The organism is Thermopirellula anaerolimosa, from assembly GCF_054657335.1.
The window spans coordinates 1459166-1480288 of record NZ_BAAHYX010000006.1; the positions used below are offsets into that span (position 1 = coordinate 1459166).

The following is a 21123-nucleotide window of genomic DNA, read 5'->3' on the forward strand; positions in this document are numbered from 1 at the left end:
GCCAAGGCGTTTTCTTACGAACCCGCCGTCAACTGGAATTGCTGATCCTCGCCCAGGGGTTCGAACCCTCGCGGTATGCCGCGACTACGGAGTCGCTCCAAGATCTCGTCTGCCTCTTCTCTCGCCGACGGCCGTACGACAAGAAACACATAATCCCCGTTGCCTCGCTGATCGCACCACCGCAAGGCCTGCGATTTCCGCTCCGCGGTGCCGCCGGTCCACCGCACCACCGGTCGGCTTTCGCCCATCCGGCCCAAGCGCGTGACTGTCCACGCATTCGGCCCCAAATCCAACACATAGCGATTGGAATCCTCAAAACCGCTCAGGTTGAAGGTCACTTCCTTCATCTTGCCGACCAGGCGCAACCGATCTTCGACGTGCGCCAGGTCTCGATCCAGTTGCTCGTTTTGCCGCGTCATGGCCGCGATTTCATCGGCTCCCGCCCGCATTTCCTTGTTTCCGCGGGCAAACATCGCCTCCGTCCGCTCTTCGATCTCGCGCAACTTGGCTGCCGCCTCCTCGACGCGCCGCCGTAGCGCCGCTACGCCCTCCGGCGAAATTTCGCCGTAATCCTGCGCAGCTCGCATCATTCGCTGCAACTCTTGCTCCAGTTCATCCTTCTTGTTTTCCAGACGTCGGATCTCCTCGTCCGTCGGCCCGGTCTCTTTCGCGACCTCTTGCACGCGAACGGCGGCTTGCACCAACTGCAATGCCAACAGCAGTGCGATGAATAGAAGGATTCCCATCACCGAGGTGATGATGTCTTGAAAGGAAAAAAGACTGATGGTCGGTCCGCCGCCCCTACGCATGTTCGATTCCCTGCGATTCCTCGATGGTCAACCTGAGGCGACCGATGATGAAACGGCTACAGTATTCGGAGCAACTTTCGAGGAACTCATACTCGGCCTTCCGCAACGACGTGATGCCCATCTGGATGATAAGGGCGGCGATTAGGGCCACCAGAGTCGTGTCGAAGGCCGTCCCCAGACCGGCGGTCACCGAACGCAATCCTTGCGTCAAGGAACTCACGTCGCCGCCGCCGGCCAAGACTTGCGAGAATGCGCCGATGGATTGAGACAATCCCAAGACCGTGCCGATGAATCCCAGCACGGGAATCGCCCAAACAAAGCCCTGCACCAGACTGTACGACGTTTCCAGGGCGGCTTCGTCCTGGTCCGCGATGGACCGCAGGATGTCATCCACCTCCGTTACTCGGCCGAGATTCCGTAGATTGGAAAGCGCCAACAAGATCCGGTGATAAAGAAGATACGCCTGCGGTTCATCGGCGACGGCATAGATGCGCTGCACGACTTCATCCACCGTGAGAGGGGACAGTACGAAATCGGGATCGTCGGGCGCGACCGAGTAACTGAGAGCGGTCCTTTGGACCCTCAACTTCCGCCACTTGATCCAAAGAAATAGAACGGACCAGATCGCAAGGAATACCGTTGCGTATTGCGTGGGGCCGCGGTGAAGAATAATGTCCGCGTACCGCGCCCAACGCTCCGGCAGCGCTAGCAAACCGCCCAACACCCCGGCGCAGAGGATCGCGGACGCAATCCCCGCCGCCAACATGTTGACCCGGGTAAAACGTCCGCCGCGCAGTCCCCAGCGGCGCTCGGGGTCGTCACGATGCCATCGCAGCGGTGTTTTTACCGCATTCTTTTCCCCTGTCATCCACTCGTCTTGCGTCATCGTCATAAGAACCTGCTCCCCGGGGAAAACGAATCGGTGCCGACAAACCGAGATCAGCCCCCCTGTACAATCCCTTGCTTTCAGCACTCCGTGACCGGCAGGCTTTTGCGAGAGACCGCCGGAGACCCCATCGTCGGCCCATGTGCAAAGCCGGGATCCGGCGAGCGAGGCAATCCTCGTAACTCTATGAAGCGACCCTCCCAACCCACAAACGCCGTGCTCACTAACGACCCCGGCTTAAGCTTGTCTCCTGTCGCGACCCTTACATGAACGGCCTGCCGTCGGGACGCTCGGCTAACAAGCGATTTAATCGATAGGCCTTGCAAGCACGATAATAGTCCCAGGCCGGCGGTACCATAAAACAAATAAAGCGTGCCAGACTTCCGATAAACCAGAGAACCCAAAGCACGCCGACTAATGGACTAACTGAGAATCCTGATCCAATTATTCCAATGATGAACGGCACGCCTAGGGTAAACGTAACAATCTGAACGACCGCGCCCCAAGCATAACCCAACACAACAAAGATCACACTTACGATTTCTAGTATTCCCAACGGCGATAGCGATAACAGCACAATTCCCACCACCTCAATGGCGTCATGATCTACCCCATACGATTGGAGGCTTTGGTTTCTCGATATTACTGCTACGACTAGCACTCCCGATAAACATAGTAAGGCACTGACGACATAAAGAATCCACGCTGCATGAATGATGCCCGGCACTTTCGGTTTTGCCGATGGGAATCCGGATGCATAGGGTGCCGCGTGCGCCAATGAATAGCCCCGACCTGTGATCGAGGACCTGGGCGGTGCAGCGACCTGCGGCGGCAGATGCGCCGCCAATTCCGTGGCGTGCACCGGTTGCCAATCCTTCATGCCCTCTTTCCACACACGATTCTCCGGTCCCACCAATCCCTTGGCGATGAGCTGTATCAATTGGGAAGCCGGGACGGGCCCGTTTTCGCGGCCATCGTACTCGTAATACCAGGCGGTGCTTTGCCCAGGCTCCGATTCATTCGACGAAATTGAAAAGGAGGCTGCTACCGATTCGGTCGTGGCGGGCGCTGCCGCAGGGGGGGCGGGCGGTTGAGGAAATAGCTCCTCGCGACTGCCGGCGGGTTGCCAATCCGAACCGTCGCACGAAACCTCGTGCATCCGGGTCAACTGCCCGCGATCGATCATCTTCAACAACTGCTCTCGACGAAAGGGGCCCAGCACGTTGCCGCGAACTCGTATATGGTAGGTCTCCTGCGTGGACATGTCCTAACTCCTGTGAATCTCGTCTTGCAAGCGTACTTGCCGGTGCTTCTCACGTCGGTCGCATGCCGATCATTCACCGGCGAAAAAACCGACTTTGACGTTGCCGGTTCAATATTCCTGACACTTATTTGCCTGATGACACGAGCGATTCACCGAATGCAAAGAGCGGTGTACCAAACGGCACGCTCGAATATTGCCATTCCACGCCGCGCTGGTCATTAATCGTCGCTATTGCCCGAAAAGCCCCAACGCCGGTACCGGACGACGGCGAGGGGAGGCCGACCAGGATCGTGTTGGGACGCAACGCATCCTTCACGCCGTGGAAGTGCGGTGTGGAAGGATTGTCCTCAGCGTAATAAACGAATCCGACCCAGCGCAGCGTTGGTAGGGGCGACTGCTTTTGCTCCAACTCCTTCAACGTCGCCGTCGCCGTTGCCTCCGCGTCACGCAGCGACGGGATGGAGAGCCGAATCGACGGGACACCATCGGCGACATCGCTTTCCCAACGAGGTTCGTACGCCATCCACTCCTTTTGGCATTTCGCAAGCTGGATTTTCAGTTCCTTGACGGTCGGTTCCCAGTGCTGCGCAAAAACCGGACTAAGTGCCGATACCGCGGTGACGGTATCCACTAACAACTGAGCGAAGATATAGTCGTTGACCGGGATGCGGGGAAGGCGTGCGACGGATCGGGCGGGGGCGCCGGTCGCCCGAGTCGCCGACTTCCAGGCCGCCTTCGCAGTCTCTTGGTCGGCGATCATTTTCACGAGAATCTCGCAGGCAAGCGTCTCCAACCGACCCGGCGAGACGGACAGCGTTCGCAGCGACGCCTCCAACTCTTCACGAACACGGCGTTGCGGGCTGATATCGGCAACAATAACGGCGGGACCGGAAACGGTCTTTCTCTCCGACTGCCACGTATCCCCGAAGGGGTTTTCGGTCACCAAGGCATCGATGCCCACCAATTTGGCGGACAACTTGCCGCGCGAGTCTTCCAGAGAGTAGAGGATCGTCTCCCGACCGTCCGCCAATTCGCAGTAGCGATAAGCCTGCTTGACGATCGGCGCCTCCCAGGATTTAAGAATCGCGTTCATGGCCGCTTGGTCGCGTCGCGCGACCGATTCCAAGTACGGTAACCACTGCGCTCGAAGAAACTCGTTCCACCCTCCGTTCGTCACCGCCGGATATCCCGTCTTCTCGATGGAAGCGATCAGACGGGACGCCGTGCGGGGATCGGGGTCTTGACGCTGGGTATTCCAAAGCGCCGCCAAGGCGTTCCAAGTGTCGACGGCGTCCCACGGCAACGCATCCGCAACTGCCGCGCAGTCTGCGGCGAATCGATAATTCTCGTCTTTCGACAAATCCCGAAGAGAGGCCTCGAAGGCCCCTCGCCGCTCCAGGGCACCGATCAGAGGCTGGACGCGTCGTAAATCCTTTTCGAACTGCTCACGGCGACTCTTGACGGCGGTCAATCGCGCCAACAGCGGCGACGTGGACGACGTCAGGGATTCGTCCACGGTCGTGTCACGACTCAATTCTCGGAGAGCATCCTCCGCCTGACGAATCTCGTCTGCGGTCACCAGCGAAATATCCGCCGCCTCCAGAAGCCGAATCTTGTCCGTCAGGGCGACGAATCGGCTCTTCCAGTCATCGCGCGCCAGGCGGTCCAGATCGCGCCAACGTTCCTCTGCACGCCCGGTCGCCGTCCGCGCCCGAAGCTTCTCCTCATCGCTTCGGGCAAGCGCAGACAGTCGTTCCACGTCTTGCTTGGCAGGATTGCCGTCCGGCACGGCCAGTCGCTCCTCGATCCGAGCAATTACATCGTTGAATTCATTGAGCCTCGCAACTTCCTTTTCGCGGGCACGCTCCAATCGCGTCACAGCGGCTTGCACGACCGTCGCCTGCAAAACATCGGGGCGATCCTGCTTCAAACGCGCCACGAACTGATCGGCCGCCTCCAGCTCATTCTTCGCGATGAACTCATCGAGGCTCTGCGCCACGGCGGCACGATCTCTTTGCCGCAGGATCAGCCACACCGTTGTGACCACCCCGCCTAACAGCACCAGCGCGAGGGCTCCGGCAATCACGAGCCGAAACTGATGCCCGCGCTGCCGATCCGATTCCAAACGACTTACCACCAACCGGTAACGTCGCTCCAGTTCCATCGGGAGCTTGCGCCCGCCCGAGACCGCGACGTCGTGCAATTTGACGATTTGCTCCAACGCGCCGGGATGATCGAGTTCCCGTTCCAAGGAGGCCTCCGCCGCCGCGGCACGCCTACGTTGCTCCTCCTCCCGCATCCGCTGAGTCCACCATTCCCTGGCAGGCTCGGCCGATACTCTTCGCGGGTCACCGGAATCCAGATTCAGGGAATCGCAGAGCGCGTCGAACTCTCGAAGAGCCTCGCCCACCCCCTGCTCGTCGCCCGCGGCGTACGCCGTTTGTAGCTGTTGCCCCACCTGCCCGAGTCGAGTCGTCATGCGATTATGGTCGAGCTTTTTGACGGCCTGCTCGATCTGCTGGACCACCTCTTGCGGAACCTGAACCGTCCACGTTGCCGACTCGATTTGCGAGCGGAGTCGCAACAGGCTCTCGCGGTCGTCCCGTTGGATTGCCGCCGACACCTCCCCCTTGATCTCCTTCAGCCATGCCTCCTCGAACAAGCGAATGTCATCATGCCAGGCCAAATTCGTCGCGTCCGCGCCGGCCAATCGGCGCAACGTATCCAAGCGTTCGCTAATCGCGGCCCGGGCCAGGTTCTGGTAGCGCCATAACCGCGTCAACGTCTCCAACGTGGGCGAGAGCGCATACGCTTCGTTGAGGGCTTTGATCCGATCGTGCGACAGGGCAGGTGGCAACGTCACGCCCAGCAATTCACATAGGGACGCCCAGCGTTCGCGTTCGTTGAAGTCGAGCGAGCCTGCCCAATCGATCAGTCGCGGTTCCAACTCCGCCAAACGGATGGCCTCCGCCGTCTGTCCCTCACGCAACAGCTTGAAGCATTCCCCGATGCGCTGATTCACGGCGCGGCATTGCTCGGCGTACTCCGCGGCCAATTGCGCCAATTCACCCTGATCCCATTCGCCGGGCGCCGCAACCACGCTTTGCAGTATATCGACCAACTCTTGATAATCCCGCATAAACCGATCCCGCCCTCCTTCCTTCTTGCCTTACGGACCTTATTCAGCCCCCGGGGCTCTAATTGCGATTAGTTGCCTCCGATGGGTACTTCCACTCCTGATTCACGATGCGAATGCGAGACCGGGGCGGTTCATTCAAAACAACATCGATCGTCAGACTGCCGCGTGCCTGCGTCACTTTCATGCCTGTTATTTCGAAGCGTTCCATCGTTATTATGGGATCACCGATTTCTATCGCTATGCCTTCACCCTCCCGCTTGACCACCTTGACGTCACATTCGAAACTATCGGGGGCCTGCTCTTTTCTTTGGTCGTCCTTTCCATTGATAGCAAACTTCACGAGCTTACTTGTCCGTTCCAGCCCGAGCGACTCCGTCCAAGTATCCTGTGTTCTATATTCCCAGGTTGGTGTCATTCCGCGAGCTCTAGCTTTGGCCCCTCCTTTTTGTTCTTTTTCAGAGACCGCGAGCGCCACGCACATTTCGTTTAATGTCACTTGTACATCCAATTCGGCGTCCGCGACGCCGCCTCCCCTAATGTCGCTGAATGCCGCAATGATTTCTTTTGGAGCCGACAGGATTAATCCACATCCAAGCGACTTGCCGCCCGGCATTGTTCCCTGCGCTACGGATTCTCCTCTTTGCTCCATACGCAGGTCGGTCACAGCGGGAGGCGAAGACAGTAGGATCAAGCGTTCTCCGTCTATTAAAAGATTAAAGGCGTGCTCCGGATCCTGCTTATTCCCCACGGATGGAGCGTTTCCATTGTCATTGCGACACTCTTCAATGACGCCGATTCTGATGAAACTTGATAGATCGTGACGAATCTCGCGGATAGACCACTGGGGCTTGATGGTCGCGTCGAAGATGGACGGGCGCTCTTCGAGTGCCTGACTCGCTTCAGGCGCAGCCTTGGGCGCCGGTTCGGGATTGGCTTCGGGAGGCTGAGGAGGATCTATCTTTCCATTCGGCCCCTCGGACGCCTCCCCGCCGCTAGGCTTCTTGACGGCTTGCGTTGTTTCGGCAGCCTCGGGTTTTGGCGCTGACGACGGCGGCGGAGTCGTTGGGGGCGGCGTGCCTTTCGACTGCGATTCCTGCTCGCTGGGAGCTTCCGCGGCGGTCCGTTCGCCGCCCGTTTGCCGATTTTGCGGTGCGGACGACGACTCGGTTGCTTCCGTTTGTTGCCCGGCTTTCGCACCCGACTTCTCGCCCCCAGCGGATGCTGCTACGGTAGACATCTTGCTCAGTTTCGGTAACAGTTCAAGGTACTGGGCGGCGATCGCCAAAGCGATGCCGAGTATCATTAAAGGTACCGACGCGATCAGAAGCGTATCGCGAACCACGCGGCCTTTCGAGAAACGCTTGGCATCGCCAATCGGGACGATGGCAGGCGGTTCCGCTCGACCAAGTTCGGGCGGGCGAGACGCGCCGTGCGCCACGGGGGGCGCCGCCGCACGGACGGGACGGTTGGTAGGGTAAACGCCCAGGTCCGCATCCTTCACCGGGGCGAAAACGCGACGCGTCGAGTTTGCGACCGCTGGGGTTACCGATTGAAGGAACGTACCCCTTCTGGCCGCTTCGACCGCTGACGTTTGCCGTGGAATGGGCACGGGGCCGGGTCGCGTAAGATCGATGACCGGTTGATGACGCACCGCCGCCGCGCGAATCGCCTCGCGCGTGCCATCGATGAGAACTCGCCATCGCACGGAAACATCCGCCGGAAATTGGTCGCTATAGAAAGTCGAAAACGTTAGCGACCAACGCAACTCGGGCGGCAGCAGCGCAAGCGATTCTTCCAACAAAGGAAGCACGGGCAATCCGGCGGGAACGATGATGTGCACGGGCGGCCCTTCGGCATCGAGTGCGGATTCGGCCACGATTCCGGCCCAACCGGCGTCACCCGCCGCGGCCTGCCAGCGTGCACAGGGTCGCGGCGCGACATCCTGGCGGGGAATGGGCTTGCCCCCGTCGACGACGCCGACGACGCCGTCCCAAGTCGCGTCAAAAAAACCGGGCTGAGACATCAACCAGGCGGGGCCGGCGGGAGGCAGCTCATTGTGGTCTAGAACAATGTGATGGGCGAATTTGTTGGTCCGTCCCGAATAGTCGCGTCCCGCGTCGCATATTCGACTCAACACGTACCACGTGCGTCCGCCTTGGTAAAGCTGAATAAAATGGTAAGCTACGGGATTATCGGGGTTACCATTTTCCTGCGGCGCATATAGATGGGTGTACCCGCTAAGGGATTCCAACCTTTGAGCCAAGGGCTGCGGAATGCCTCTCGTTGCCTTCACGGTGCAGAAACCCCGACTGCCCGCCGACAATCCTCGTTCAGCCGAGGTGTACCAGAGTTGGTGGCTCACGATCAATCTCTCCCTTTTCCGCCGAAATTCGATCCGATATCGTCGCGTCTCGTCTCCCGGTATTCGCCTTCGCCCTGGGCGTGATCGTTCTCGCGTCATTCAGCGGCAATCATTGTTCGGAAAGGCCGGCAGGCGCCGCGTCGGCTTCCGCGCCCTTGGCACGAATGGCGGCAGTCCTGCTCGGCCGCGTGCTCCCGATAATGCCGCGTTCCCATTTCGCGAGATAGTACAGCATGGGAACCTCGGTCCAAATCGGCTTCAGGGAGGCCGGACGAAATCCCCAGGCGTTTCGTGCCTCGTCGAAAATCGGAGCGGCGCCGGTTGCCGAGACCGGGATGTAAATCACGCGATCGCAGAGGTCTTCGGCGGTATTGACGACCTCCGGCGTCCATCGCAAGAGCAATTCTCGCACGCGGCGCGAGACCGCTTCGACGGCATGAGTCTCGACGCCCGCCAAACCCAACCTCTCGATGTACCGCCACGGCGACGGAAGTTCCGAATCGCCGAGCAACGATCTCCAGGCGTCGAACTTCGTCACCACCAAGGCCATGGGAGGGCGGAGTCGTTTATCGGCAAAACGGTAGCTTCTGGAAATCCGCTGCGAGGCCTCATTCAGTACCGATTCCTGGCGGTAGGCGGCCTGGCGATTCCTAATAGCCGCCGCCACGTCTTGGTCCGCCGAAGAATCCGCGGCGATCGCTCGGCGAAAACGCACGTCTTGCGTGGGATCGAATAAAAACATCAAGAAATCGGAGGCGGCCAAATGCCCCGTCACCGGGCGCGAAGAACTATCCTGGCCCGGTAGGAAGCTCTCGCCTGCATTGTCGTACATGCACAACAGGCGACCCAATTGGGAAGCGCCCCGGGCGTTGGGGTGATCCGCGGTAGGCTTTAAAGTGAACAAGAACGGCTTGAGATAGTGCACGGCTTGGCCGTTGAATAGAACACTACTATAGAACTCGCCGAACGTCTCCGTTTTCGGCAACTCCACCAGGGCATCGTCGTCCGGATTCAAAAAGAGCAAGGATTCGTAGTCGTTCAATCGTTGATTCATGAGAGGATCGGCGTCGGCGAAGGCGACGCGAAATTGTCCGGCCAACACCGTTCGCAAGGCCCATGCTTGGGCCGTGATGAAATAGGATTTTCCACAGGCAGGCGCCCCGATCACCGATACCACGCGCGGTTTCAACTCGATGACGGCTCGGGGAATCTCGAGATGGCATCGCGGGCAGGCGAGACGCCGACAAGGCATTCCTTTTACGTCCAAGGCGGCACAGTCCGGAGTAAACCGCGTCGGCAGGAACCGCGGCGGATGCTCCGAGCCGAGCCTGGCATCCCCCAACAAATCGGGATGGCTCGCGATGTAGAGGGCGTCGTATACAGCGAACCCGTGCCAGCAATGGGGGCACGTCACCTTAGAACGAATCGGCGCATTCCGCTGCGGGGCAGCATGACTCATAGGGCTTCCTCACTCCGCGATCAACGGCTTATCATCGTCCGGCATTTGGGCTTGATCGAGGCTCGCCCCCCGGCGTTCCATTTCTTTCAGCAGTCGTGCCGCAAGCGCAGCCGACTCATCGTCGTTTTCGGTAAAGCCCTGAAGCCCTTGCCACGCCTCGAACAATTCACGGTATCCCTCACGAGCATCGCCGCTCGCGGATCGGGCGAGGGCATCGCGTGCCCTTTGAACCGCGGCGTTGCGACCGGGCATGGATCGGCTCGCCGAGTCGGGCGATGTCCCGCCTTGTGCCCCCGTGCCGGACGTACCCCTCGCACCGAGACTGCCGGGGACCGCTCCGCCCGTTTCGTTTCCCGATGCGCCGCCGGAACCGGACTTCGCCCCGTCTTCGCCCATTGACTTCCCCGCCGCATCTCGTCCGCCGCGACGAGATGACTCGCTCGGTGGTGCCTTTTCGCCGTTTGCCTCGCTGTCGGTCTTTTGTGACGTCGAAGGCGCTTTCTGCTCCGAGGCGACGGTTTCGGACGCCTTGGGCGCACGGTTTGCGGTACCGGATTCGGTTGCCGGACGACGGCACCCGGTCGCCCACACGGAGCAGCCAATCCCCACAATCAGAAGAATCAGTTGGACTGAACCGCCTCGCAGTCGCATCGTAGCCCCCTTTTCGTAAAGTGCCGATCGTATGACGTTAAAACTCTTGCTGAATGGCTGAGCGAATCCGCATCCAGCGATTCCTGTTGAGTTGAGAGACTGCTGTAAGGTACGACCGTTCTCGATCAATCTTAACCGAAGGGTTGGACAGCCCACGTCCAACCTCGAACACGCATTTCGGCGATCGTACCGCCTTCATCTCCAGCGACGTGCCACTCAGGATCTCACACGGATCGTCGCGAACTCGACAAAGTCGCCGACGTTGACTCGCATGAGCACGATTGCGAAGGGGCGAAGCTCCTCGAAGACCGTCGACGCGGGGCAGTCCGTCGGTCGACACGAAAAAGGCCGTGCCCCCGCCGATTAGGCCGGGCCACCTGAAATGGCGTTGCGGGTCGGACCTCATTGACGGTTTGCAGGACGTCCATCGGGCGTCTATGCTACGTGCAATTGCGAACAAGCGCAACGTTCCAGCCCACGCACTGTCGGCAGAACGATGAGACGACCACGCGCGATTTCAGGATTCTTACCCAGCTACCCGAAAGGAGCGGCCATATGATCCAAAGGGTTTCGGGTCGGCGACGGACGCGTCGCCTGTTTGTGAGATTCGCACGTTTGCAATATGCCTCGATCTTGTTGAGCCTCGCGGCGAGTATCGTCGTCGCGTATGGCCATGCCGCTGCGTCCCAAAGCGAAGAGCGGAGCGCGCCGCCCAACATCGTGATCCTTTACGCGGACGATTTGGGCTACGGAGACGTGTCCTCGTACAATCCCGATCGCGGGAAGATATCCACCCCGAATATCGATCGACTGGCGCGAGAGGGGATGCGTTTCACCGATGCCCATTCCAGCAGCGGCGTCTGTTCGCCGTCACGTTATACGTTACTCACCGGGCGGTATCATTGGCGGAGCCGACTTCAATCGGGAATCGTCGGCGTGTTCGAAGAGCCTCTTATCGCCGCCGACCGCATGACGGTGGGACACTTGGCCCAGCAGCGAGGTTACCGCACCGCTTGCTTCGGCAAATGGCATTTGGGCTGGGACTGGCCCATTCCGCCGGACAAGATGCCCTTGTTCCGCCTGCCCCGCAATCAACGAGGCGTGCAAACAACCGCCGAGCAAGTTGCCGCTTGGCGCGAGGTATTCAGCCAATCCATACCCGGCGGGCCGACCACGCGCGGTTTCCACGAGTATTTCGGGACGGACGTGCCCAATTGGCCGCCCTTCTGTTTCATCGACAACGACCGCACGGTCGGCATTCCCCAAGAATTGCTGCCGGATCGTTACTTCGACGCCCAACCGTTGATGGCCAGCCAACCGGGACCCGCCGTAGAGGGTTGGCGGTTCGAACCGATTCTTCCCACCATCACGCGGCGCGCCTGCGAATTCATACGGCGTTGCACGGGGCAAGGCACACCGTTTCTGCTCTACTTGCCATTCACCTCGCCGCACGAACCCTTAGCCGTCAATTCCGAATGGATGGGAAAAAGCGGTCTGCATATCTACGCCGATTTCGTGATGGAAACCGATCACGCAGTGGGAGAAGTGCTTCGGGCGTTGGACGACGCGGGCATCTCCCAGAACACCCTGGTGATTTTCACCAGCGACAACGGCAAGGCGCAATACACGGGCGCAGCGGAGCTGGAGCGACTGGGGCACTATTCGAGCGGGCCTTTCCGCGGATACAAGGCATCCGCCTACGAAGGCGGGCACCGCATTCCGTTGATCGTCCGTCAGCCCGGCAAAGTCGTCGCGGGAGGCGTGTGCCCACAACTCGTCCATCAAGCGGACGTCTTCGCCACACTGGCGGAACTCTTGGATATCTCGGTTCCGGAAAACGCCGGCGAGGATAGCTTCAGCCTGCTTCCGTTGCTACGCGGCGAAGATCGCCCGATCCGAACCAGCGCCGTCAGTTGCAACGCAAATGGCTTGCCCGCCATACGAGACGGTCGCTGGAAATTGATCCTCTCCAAGAATCCCGAGTTGTTCGACCTTCTGGAAGATCCGGCCGAAACGACCAATTTGGCCGACCGATATCCCGAACGGGTCAGCGCCATGCGAGCCCTTTTGGAGAAACTCATCGTGGAAGGCCGCAGTACGCCGGGGCCGCGTCAAAAGAATGACGTCAAAGTGCGCCGCTATCCGTGACATTCCACGCGTAATCGAATTATTTCGACGACTGACGGTGTACGCCGCTTCCGCAACGCTCAGCCTGCACGAAAGGAACCAGCCCAATGAGGTCTGCCACAAGACTCATCCCTGCTGTGGGATTCCTGGTTCTGATTTACGGCCTCACAACGACGCTGCATCACTCGGCTAGCGCCGAAGAAGGCCCCCTCCAACCCCGGATCGTCGGCGCATGGCGGCGGATCGCCCGCAATCCCGATTTGAGCGAACTGACCGGCGAGAGCGCTCAAACGAGCGTGTATTTTTCGCTCGATCCGCCGGACTTCGGCGTCGATCGCGACGAAGATCACTTCGTGTGCACGATGCCGATCGCCGCGCCGGAGATTCTTCGGCATCAAGACGAGTATTTCGTCGCCGCCCTGCTGCCGAGTCTGAAAGGCATTGCCGTCGCTCGCCTGAGTTGGACCACGGCGCCATGATTTCCGCCGGTTGGTCGGCCTGCTAATGCCGTCGAATCGGTGCTAAAGATCGTCCACCGAGGAGAACCGCGGCGCCCGCGATTCGGGCCGGATCGTGATCTCGCCGCCGTCAACTTCCGGAGGGTTCTTCGGTCCACTCGAAGGCGCCGATGTCCACGGCGTCGCCCTGCGGGCGCGTGGTTCCGCGGATATCGACCCGCGGCGCCCCTTCGGCGGTGCCGGCATCGACCGCGGGACACTTTTCTCGCAGTCGGAAATCCCCGTGCTGCGAATCCACGAACATCTCGCCGGGCTTCTCCACGATCAAATTATGGTCCGCAGTCATCCCCTCCCCGCGGACGTCGAGCGCGGAAACCAAGTTATTGCGAACGATACAGTCCCGCGAAGGCATGCCTCTCTTGTGATTCCCGATGCGTACGGCGGCGGGACCGGGTCGGCGGTCGTTGGGGTCGATCACCGTGTTGTTGATGATCCGACAATTCACCGCGCCGCCGAAGGTGATGCCGTGGTAATGGTCCACGAAGACGACATTGTTTTCCACCACCCAATCCACGTACATACCGTCGAAGCAACCGATACCTTGCAGGGCGCCGCGATGCGGTTGGTTCGGGTCCTCGTAATTGATAATAACGTTGCCGCGGAGGACGATGCCCTTGACCTGTCCCGTGCCGACTCCGTCCGGTCCGACGGACCAACTTTGAAATCCGTCGTCGTGATTCTCGTTGACGTCGTAGCAATTCTTGACCACGTTGTATTGAAAGACGCCGTAGTCCCCCAAGCCGCGCAGCCCGTCGCCCGAAAAGTTTTCGACGACGTTATGCTCCACAAGGCCGTTCGGACCGCTGACGGAAATGCCGAAATCCACGTTCTTCAGGCGATTTCGTCGGATGGTGATCGAGGCCCCGTTGGTGATGATGCCGTCGCAGGCCCTACGATTCCAATCGTCCGCCGACCATTGCGAGGTGTCCTCCGCCGATTGAAGCACGCAATCTTCGACGATGATATCGTGCACGGGACCGCGCCAACCGTGCGATTCCAAGAAAATCATCGCGCGCGGCTTGTCGCCTGATCCGTACTCGGGACTCACATGCAGTCCTTTGAGAACCCAATGCGATCCGGACTGGATGTGAATGCTGCGGAATCGCGGCGTTTGGCCCTCCTCCGCCCGAATCGTGATGAAATCGCGGTTGTAATGGCTGCGGATGACCAGGTCGCCGTAATCGCCGCTCCGCAGATGGATCGTATCACCCGGTCGGACCGGAGCGCCCGCGTTTTTCGGCAGCAATTGCAACTCGGGCTTGTAGGGCAGTGACGGCCAATCGCGCGTTTCGATCCAACCGCGGTCCAACACGTCCTGAAGACTCTTCCACGGGCGATCCTTACTGCCGTCATTCGCGGCATCGCCGTGCTGGGGATCGATGTAGAAGTCCGCCGCGGGCGAGGACAAGGCCGACAGGGACAACACCGCCAATACGGCGGCCCAAATTCGAGACAGACGGCAACGGTCCGGCATGTTCGGCGCCCTTACGATGGAGAATCAGATCAAACCAAAGTCACGGCATCCGCACGCCACGCCCCGTGTATACCCATGGGGGATGCGGTTCGCCACGCTCGTCGCGGACATGGCGTCATTATAATCGCCGCAAAGAGGCTCGTCGCCGTCGCCACGGCGAATCCTTCCGACTGCCTTCCGCCGACGGAAACGCCGTGCCCCCCTGGCGAAGACGACCACTTCAAGCCGCGATCACCAGATCGTAGCCCACCACGAAGATCGCGGCGTCGACCAAGGCGTGGCTGAGCCAAGGCCCCAGGAGCGAACCGGAGCGGTGGTAGATCCAGCACCAAACGAAACCGCCCACCGCTACCCCCAGCGAGAACAGGACGTGCGTGAGGGAACCCCAGCCGAAATACACTCCCAGGATGATGACATGATGGGCCATGAAGGCCAAGCTTCCCACCACTGCCGCGGGCATGAACGCCAGGTAATCTCGCAGGCGTCCGAACACAAACCACCGCCAATAGTACTCTTCCAACGCCGAATGCAAGAGCGATACGAAAACCCCAAAGGCTGCATATGTAGCCGGGCTGTCGAGACCGAAACCAATCAACTTGTCGCGGACGGCCTCGGCGGCGGCGAGAAACGGCGGTGATCCGCGCAATGCCGCGTAATACAAAACAAGCATCGCGAGCGACACGAACGCGCCGAATGCCAGGCCGATCGGCACCCCGGCGACCGATCGCGGCACTCGCGGAAGGGGTCGCCGCTCGACGCCGAAGTGCCAAACAAGCGGCAACAGCAACACAAGCTTTCCCAATCCGTAGGCGGACCGCTGCCAAACGACCGGCAGCGTCCGGGCCTGCACGAAGTAAAAGAAAGCGGCCACGGTCGGCAGGACCATGGCTGCAATCAAGACTGGGAGCACGCTCGGAGTGCGTTTGCGAAGACGCGAATCATCAGGCATTTCGTCTCAGCTCAAGACGTTTAGCACCGGTCTCGCTAGGGCAGGCTCGACGGGAACCAAACGGAACTTGGGTTGAGGAGGGGCCGTATGATACTCGATCGGCCCGGACGCCAACTGCCGCAGCCATCCACCGACGTTCCACATCGATTTCGCCACGCCGTACATGCCCCAAAGTTGCGTCGCGATCCGTTCCTTCCACAGCGGATCCCATTTCGGCAGAGATCGTACGAGATTGATGGGATTGTAGAAGGCCAGATAGGCGGCAATCATATTGAGCTGCCGCCGCAACGGACTGGCATGGCCGGTCGCAATCGCGTGATTGCCGTCGTAATGGAAGTCCTCGACCGGGACTCCCGCCGCGCTCTTCAGCACGATGCCGTCCTGGTACGGTTGTTCGTAACCTTTGCTGCCCACCGAGGGCGTCAGCATCGTCACCTGGCACGTAATCGCACCGGTCTTGAACAGGAAGTTGACTTGATTCAGGATGCCTTGCAGGCTCCTCCACGACCAAAGAGGTTGCTTGTCGTGGTGCATCATCATCGGCATGGGAGCGATCCCGTGCCGAATCAGATGGCTGAAGACGACCTTGGTCTTCTCCGGCGACTGGCCTTTCTTGACCAAATCCGCGGTAAGGTCCTCGATTCCGAACCAAATGCTGCGGAGGCCCGCTTCCCGCGCCAACGGCACCAAGTCCAGATTCTTGTGGACGTCGTACTCCGTCGCCTCCGTGGCGAAGCGGATCTCGTCGCGGAAGGGACGATTGCGGAACGTCGCCCGGGCCATAGCGGTGAAGATCTCCTCCACCGTCTCCCGGTTGTTGAAGAAGTTGTCGTCCGTCCCGAAGAAATTCGTGATCCCGGTCCGCTCCTTGATGCCCCGGAATTCCTCCACCAATCGCTCGGGGCTTCGCCAGCGAAACGTGTATTGGTTGTAGCCGGGAATGGGGCAGTACGGGCAATGGAATTTGCAACCGTGGGTCGTGATCACCGAAACCACCCGGGCGTACTCGCCCATCTTTTCGGTGGGAATCGGTTCCGCGGATAGCGTTTCGTGCCGATGCGGCGGTTCGAACAGCGAAAAGGCGTCATAAGGCAAGGGTAGTTCGTCCAGATCCTGCACGAGTCGCTGGATCCCGGTGTCGATCAAATACTCCGGCATGCCGACCGGAGGATCGGGCCGAAAGACCAGCCCCGGGATTCCGTTCAAAGCCCCCTCGCTTCGCGCTCGTTCGAAGGCGGCCCGCAAGTGCTCGCCGGGTAACTTGTAATCGAGAATGCGGTCCAATAGTTCGAGCAAAACGTACTCTTCGCCCGTGCAAACCACATCGGCACCGACCGCGCCGTCCTCGGATAGCCCGAAAAAGTCCCACGGTTCATAAATGGCCTTCGGCCCGCCGGCGATGATCAAGGGGCGGTCGTCCCCCAGTCGCCAAGCATCCCGAATCAAGTCGTATGCACAAGCGCTGTGAATCTGCATGCTGGAGACCAGCAACAACTCCGGCGTTCGACCGTCGATCTTGGCGCGACTCGGCCGAATATTGGGGTTCCATTGCTGCATCACCACCCGCAACTTGCTGAAACCGGCGGCGTACAAGGCTGAGGCCACGGCGCGCGGCGCTCCGGGAATCAGGAGCTTTTCGATCATGACAAACGGTCCCAAGCTGGTCCGCTTGTCAAAGGCGTAGATAAACAGCGTGGGAACGTCCTCGCGAGACGCACGCTCGCGGACCTCGCGTTCCAATTCCCGATACCGTCCCGCAGGGGTATAGCGATCGTTTTTTTCTCGTCGTGGAAGTTCCATTGCAAATGCCTTCTTCAAAACCTTTTCTTCTCGCGAGGACGAGTCGTTGTACCCGTTCCGCGCGTCACACTCCGTAGGGACCGATCATGCCGTCGAACCCTTGCACCCGGTTCCCGTCCGAAGCCGCGAACACAACCGAGTTGGGCGAATTGTATACGTCCGCCCATCCGATTGCAAAGGCTGGGAACATGGAAAAGAGACCGCTTCAGAGGAGGGGCAAGGCATGATGAGACTGATTGATGCATCCACCGCAAATTTGGGATTGTCGACCGACATTGCGCCGCGTGGACTCTCAAACGCCGCCCGATCGTCAAAAAGGCGAGGAAACAACCGATACCTCACAACAACCTACTCGACGTGCGGGAAAGGGAATCGCTCTCGATTCTGGAACGCAAAACCGGTCAGTCATCGCCAAGGGGTTGGCGAATCACATCATCATAGGGTTCGGCCGGCCCAAATGCAATCATAAAAGACATATTTCGCCGCCATATTTTTCCCGCAATCGTCGCAAAAATCAGCCGCAACGATCTGATAAATTAGAAAAGAAGGATAATTGATTGTAACAAGCCGTCTCATTAGTCACGCACCTATTATATGCCACTAATTAGGGGGAATGACCCGAGGGGCATGGCCGATGGAAAGCAACTCCGGGCTATTCGGCGATTTGCCGCGCACAACGAAGACCACGCCGACCTTATCCATCTTCTCACAAACCACCTGGGCGGCGTCGGGGCCGAGCACGAAAAAGGCCGTCGAGAGGGCATCCGCTTCGGCGGCGGTCCGCGCAACGACGGTGACGGACAGACAGTGATCCACGGGAAGACCGGTACGCGGATCCAAAACATGCCCAAACCGCTTGCCTTGATGATAAAAGAATTGAAACGCCGTACCGGACGTCGCTAGAGACTGATCCAAGAGGATAATCTCGCCCAGCTTTCCCCCTCGTAAGATGGGATCAGCGATTCCGACCGGCCAACCGATCCGAGGGCTGGCAGGATTTCCTCCCGACTCGATTCGACTCCCCCGCGCTAATACGCTGCTTTTCCCCCCGTGGACCAGGAAGTCGCCGACGCCATATTCTTCAATCTTCTCTGCCAAGCGATCAAGGGCGTAACCTTTTCCCACGCTACCCAGATTCAACTTGATACCGGGTTTTCGAAAAGCGACGGTCTTTTTGACGTCGTCCAAGTCCAACCATTGCCAGCCGATGCAATCCTTGGCTTCGTCCAATTCCGGCTGGGAGGGTAGCCGCCCCTGCCGCCGTGCGAAACCCCAGGCTTCCCAAAGCGCCCCCGCCGTAATGTCAAAGGCGTGATCCGTCTTTTCCCAAAGCTCGCGGCAGAAGAGCAACAGATTCCACAACTCTTGCGAAACGGGGACCGGGCCGAAGGGGGCCAGGGCATTGATCCGGCCCAGTTCACCCCGAGGCCGAAAATAGGACATCATGTCTTCCAGCGGTTCCAGCAATTGGATGGCTGCCAACCCGGCATCCATGGCCTGTTCGTACTGGGCAAGATTGAAGACAACCTGAAACTCCCCTCCCATCGCTTTGGCCGTGAGCGATAGCTCGCGGCTGACTCGATCGGACGAGGTTTCACCGGGTCCACCATCCACGCGCGAGAGGCCATCCGGGTCTCCGCCCGGCCCGCGAGCGACAGGCTTGGTCAACCGCCGCAGGAACTCTCGTCGCGGTGCGTCGGATGTCATGCAAGACCTGCCAATCCGCTATTGAGCCAGCTTCCGGCGAATCCGTTCTTCCGCAATGCCGAGTTGCTGCGAGATCTCGGCCGGACTGAACCCATAGGCGGCGAGGCTGCGAACCTCGTCCCACAACGCTTCCGACGGATCGCCTTCGCCTTCGGAATCCGTCGGGTCTCGATCGGTTGGGGCCAATACCGCCGAGTCATCCATCACACTGCCTGGAGGAGGTCCCGAAGCGTTCCCGTTCTCCGGTACCCGAGAGGCGGCCAAGGCGCGTTCCAACCGCGCCGCGACGGACTCCGCGCGGGATATCAACTCTTGCAGGACCGCCAACTTGGCGTCGATCCGCGCCGTCACTTCGCGCGACTTTTCATGCAGACGAATTTCCAATTCGTCCTCTTTGTTCGAGAGCGCGGACTCCTCGCGGGCCAACTCCCGCTTGCCCCACATCCGAGGCTCGGATGCGACGCGAGTCCTGGCGCGCCGCCCAAGTCGCCACATCAAATACCACAACACAACCAACACGGCGACCGGATAAAGGATCTGGAGGTCCATGGTTCGAATCGGCTTGCGCCGCCTCTCGATCATGGCCGCTCGTTCGCGGCGGATTCGCGGGCAAAGGCCTCTGCGGCCTCTCGATACACCACCTGCAGCGGGACGCGGTGTTTCCGCGCCGCCTCGCGACAGGACTCGAATTCCGGAGAGAACCTCCGCGTACCTTCGGGAGTAAAAGCCACCTTGCCGGCGACCGTGCCCCATCGGGTCCGCACTTCGGCGGATTCGCGTTTGAGGACCCGACGCTCCACCGGCCAGCGCCGCACCCCGAGCGTCGTCGTCTCGGTCAAGACGACGCTTTCCACCGCGGCCAGGTGTTCGTCGCGGCACAATACCGTCAACCTAATCGCCGGACGATTCTTCTTCATTTGTCCGGCGGAGGCAAACACATCCAAAGCACCCGCCTCGAGCAAGCGTTCCACGGTGTAGCCCACAATCTCGCCCGGAACGTCATCAAGATGGGTTTCCACCGTCCAAATCCGCTCCAACGAGGTTTCGTCGCGTGCGAGGTCGGACTCTTCGCACGTCCCGATCAGTACCCGAAGCAAGTTGGCTCGGTGCGGTATGTCGCGGGAACCCGCCCCGTATCCGATACATTGTAGGGTCATGCCGGGCGGGGGGCCGAAACGTTGTGCATAGCTCGTAATCAAAGCGGCGCCGGTCGGGGTCGTCAGTTCGAAGGGGACGTCCGCCTCCAAAATCGGGACGCCGACCAGCAACTCGGCTGTGGCCGGCGCCGGGATCGAAACCTCGCCGTGTTGGATGCGGATGGTACCGCGGCCTGTCGGCACGGGAGAGGCGAAAACGCGTTCCACGCCCAAGAGGTCCAGGCACACGACCGCGCCCACCACATCGACGATGGAATCCGCGGCTCCCACCTCGTGAAAGTGTACCTTTTCTATCGTGGTGCCGTGGACCTTCGCTTCCGCCTCGGCCAAGCGGCGAAAAACCGCCTCGGCGCGGCTCTTTTGTGCGGCGGTCAAATCCGATCGCTCCAATAGCTCCAAGATGTGCCGCAAGTGGCGATGGCCATGTTCGGGCTGCGTTTCCACGCGGATGTGCTTGGCGCGGAAGCCTCCCTTGCGCACCTCCTCAGCGATCAAGCGGCAACCGGGCAACGCCAACGAGTCGATCGCCGCGGTCAAGCGTTCGAAATCCGCCCCGGCATCGACCAAAGCCCCCAAGATCATGTCTCCGCTGATCCCGCTGAAGCAGTCGAAATAAGCTATTTTCATGCAGTCCCCCGCCTTCCGATGGAACGCCGAGATGGGCCGAATGAGGCCGCGACATCGAACACGGACGCCCGGCTTGCCCCTGCCGCCGACTCCTCCCGCGATTCCGAACGCGCAGACCGCCGGCGTCGCGCTCGAATAGCGTGATTCTACGATGGAAAACTCGATGTGCAAACCGACGTTGCAGCGATGCAACG

16 protein-coding genes are annotated in these 21123 nt (G+C 60.1%); 3 read left to right on the plus strand and 13 right to left on the minus strand.

Annotated features, from left to right (window positions below; translation table 11 throughout):
• Window positions 1–14 precede the first annotated feature (14 nt).
• The 7 genes from ACYQ6J_RS11345 to ACYQ6J_RS11375 form a co-directional block, all read right to left on the minus strand.
• A complete protein-coding gene (locus tag ACYQ6J_RS11345; RefSeq protein WP_460184302.1) occupies window positions 15–809 on the minus strand; it encodes a hypothetical protein in 795 nt (264 codons plus the stop codon).
• The gene (locus ACYQ6J_RS11350) at window positions 802–1701 is read right to left on the minus strand and encodes a MotA/TolQ/ExbB proton channel family protein (protein WP_460184303.1); all 900 of its coding nucleotides are present in this window, start codon (window positions 1699–1701) and stop codon (window positions 802–804) included. Before ACYQ6J_RS11350 ends, ACYQ6J_RS11345 begins: the two co-directional genes overlap by 8 nt.
• Before the next feature lie 256 nt (window positions 1702–1957).
• Entirely contained in the window at window positions 1958–2959 is a 1002-nt protein-coding gene (locus ACYQ6J_RS11355) for a DUF4339 domain-containing protein (RefSeq protein ID WP_460184304.1), read from the minus strand.
• A gap of 124 nt (window positions 2960–3083) precedes the next feature.
• Entirely contained in the window at window positions 3084–6098 is a 3015-nt protein-coding gene (locus ACYQ6J_RS11360) for a hypothetical protein (RefSeq protein ID WP_460184305.1), read from the minus strand.
• Between the two features lie 58 nt (window positions 6099–6156).
• Window positions 6157–8559 (minus strand): GAP1-N2 domain-containing protein, encoded by a 2403-nt coding sequence (locus tag ACYQ6J_RS11365; RefSeq protein ID WP_460184306.1) that lies wholly within the window; start codon window positions 8557–8559, stop codon window positions 6157–6159.
• A gap of 10 nt (window positions 8560–8569) precedes the next feature.
• Window positions 8570–9919, minus strand: coding sequence for a hypothetical protein (locus tag ACYQ6J_RS11370; protein WP_460184307.1), 1350 nt, complete (start codon window positions 9917–9919; stop codon window positions 8570–8572).
• 9 nt (window positions 9920–9928) lie between these two features.
• Window positions 9929–10171, minus strand: coding sequence for a hypothetical protein (locus tag ACYQ6J_RS11375; protein WP_460184308.1), 243 nt, complete (start codon window positions 10169–10171; stop codon window positions 9929–9931).
• Window positions 10172–11125: 954 nt separating this feature from the next.
• Here ACYQ6J_RS11375 and ACYQ6J_RS11380 point away from each other — a divergent pair.
• Window positions 11126–12718: a sulfatase family protein gene (locus ACYQ6J_RS11380; protein ID WP_460184309.1), complete on the plus strand. Its 1593-nt coding sequence runs from the start codon at window positions 11126–11128 to the stop codon at window positions 12716–12718.
• Between the two features lie 86 nt (window positions 12719–12804).
• Window positions 12805–13176: a hypothetical protein gene (locus ACYQ6J_RS11385; RefSeq protein WP_460184310.1), complete on the plus strand. Its 372-nt coding sequence runs from the start codon at window positions 12805–12807 to the stop codon at window positions 13174–13176.
• 109 nt (window positions 13177–13285) lie between these two features.
• Here the strand turns inward: ACYQ6J_RS11385 and ACYQ6J_RS11390 are convergent, their stop codons facing one another.
• From ACYQ6J_RS11390 to ACYQ6J_RS11400, 3 genes are all read right to left on the minus strand, one after another.
• A complete protein-coding gene (locus ACYQ6J_RS11390) occupies window positions 13286–14689 on the minus strand; it encodes a choice-of-anchor Q domain-containing protein (RefSeq protein WP_460184311.1) in 1404 nt (467 codons plus the stop codon).
• A 220-nt stretch (window positions 14690–14909) separates the two neighbouring features.
• The gene (locus ACYQ6J_RS11395; protein WP_460184312.1) at window positions 14910–15638 is read right to left on the minus strand and encodes a CPBP family intramembrane glutamic endopeptidase; all 729 of its coding nucleotides are present in this window, start codon (window positions 15636–15638) and stop codon (window positions 14910–14912) included.
• 6 nt (window positions 15639–15644) lie between these two features.
• Window positions 15645–17438, minus strand: coding sequence for a B12-binding domain-containing radical SAM protein (locus tag ACYQ6J_RS11400; RefSeq protein ID WP_460184313.1), 1794 nt, complete (start codon window positions 17436–17438; stop codon window positions 15645–15647).
• A 239-nt stretch (window positions 17439–17677) separates the two neighbouring features.
• Between ACYQ6J_RS11400 and ACYQ6J_RS11405 the strand changes: the two genes are divergently transcribed.
• The gene (locus ACYQ6J_RS11405; RefSeq protein ID WP_460184314.1) at window positions 17678–17995 is read left to right on the plus strand and encodes a hypothetical protein; all 318 of its coding nucleotides are present in this window, start codon (window positions 17678–17680) and stop codon (window positions 17993–17995) included.
• A 43-nt stretch (window positions 17996–18038) separates the two neighbouring features.
• Here the strand turns inward: ACYQ6J_RS11405 and ACYQ6J_RS11410 are convergent, their stop codons facing one another.
• The 3 genes from ACYQ6J_RS11410 to larC are packed head-to-tail and all read right to left on the minus strand — an operon-like array spanning window position 18039 to window position 20929.
• Window positions 18039–19145, minus strand: a complete 1107-nt coding sequence (locus tag ACYQ6J_RS11410; RefSeq protein WP_460184315.1) for an FAD:protein FMN transferase — start codon at window positions 19143–19145, stop codon at window positions 18039–18041.
• Window positions 19146–19163: 18 nt separating this feature from the next.
• Window positions 19164–19727 (minus strand): hypothetical protein, encoded by a 564-nt coding sequence (locus tag ACYQ6J_RS11415; protein ID WP_460184316.1) that lies wholly within the window; start codon window positions 19725–19727, stop codon window positions 19164–19166.
• Window positions 19724–20929: a nickel pincer cofactor biosynthesis protein LarC gene (gene larC, locus ACYQ6J_RS11420; protein WP_460184317.1), complete on the minus strand. Its 1206-nt coding sequence runs from the start codon at window positions 20927–20929 to the stop codon at window positions 19724–19726. The genes ACYQ6J_RS11415 and larC overlap by 4 nt, the downstream gene beginning before the upstream one ends.
• Window positions 20930–21123: the final 194 nt, after the last annotated feature.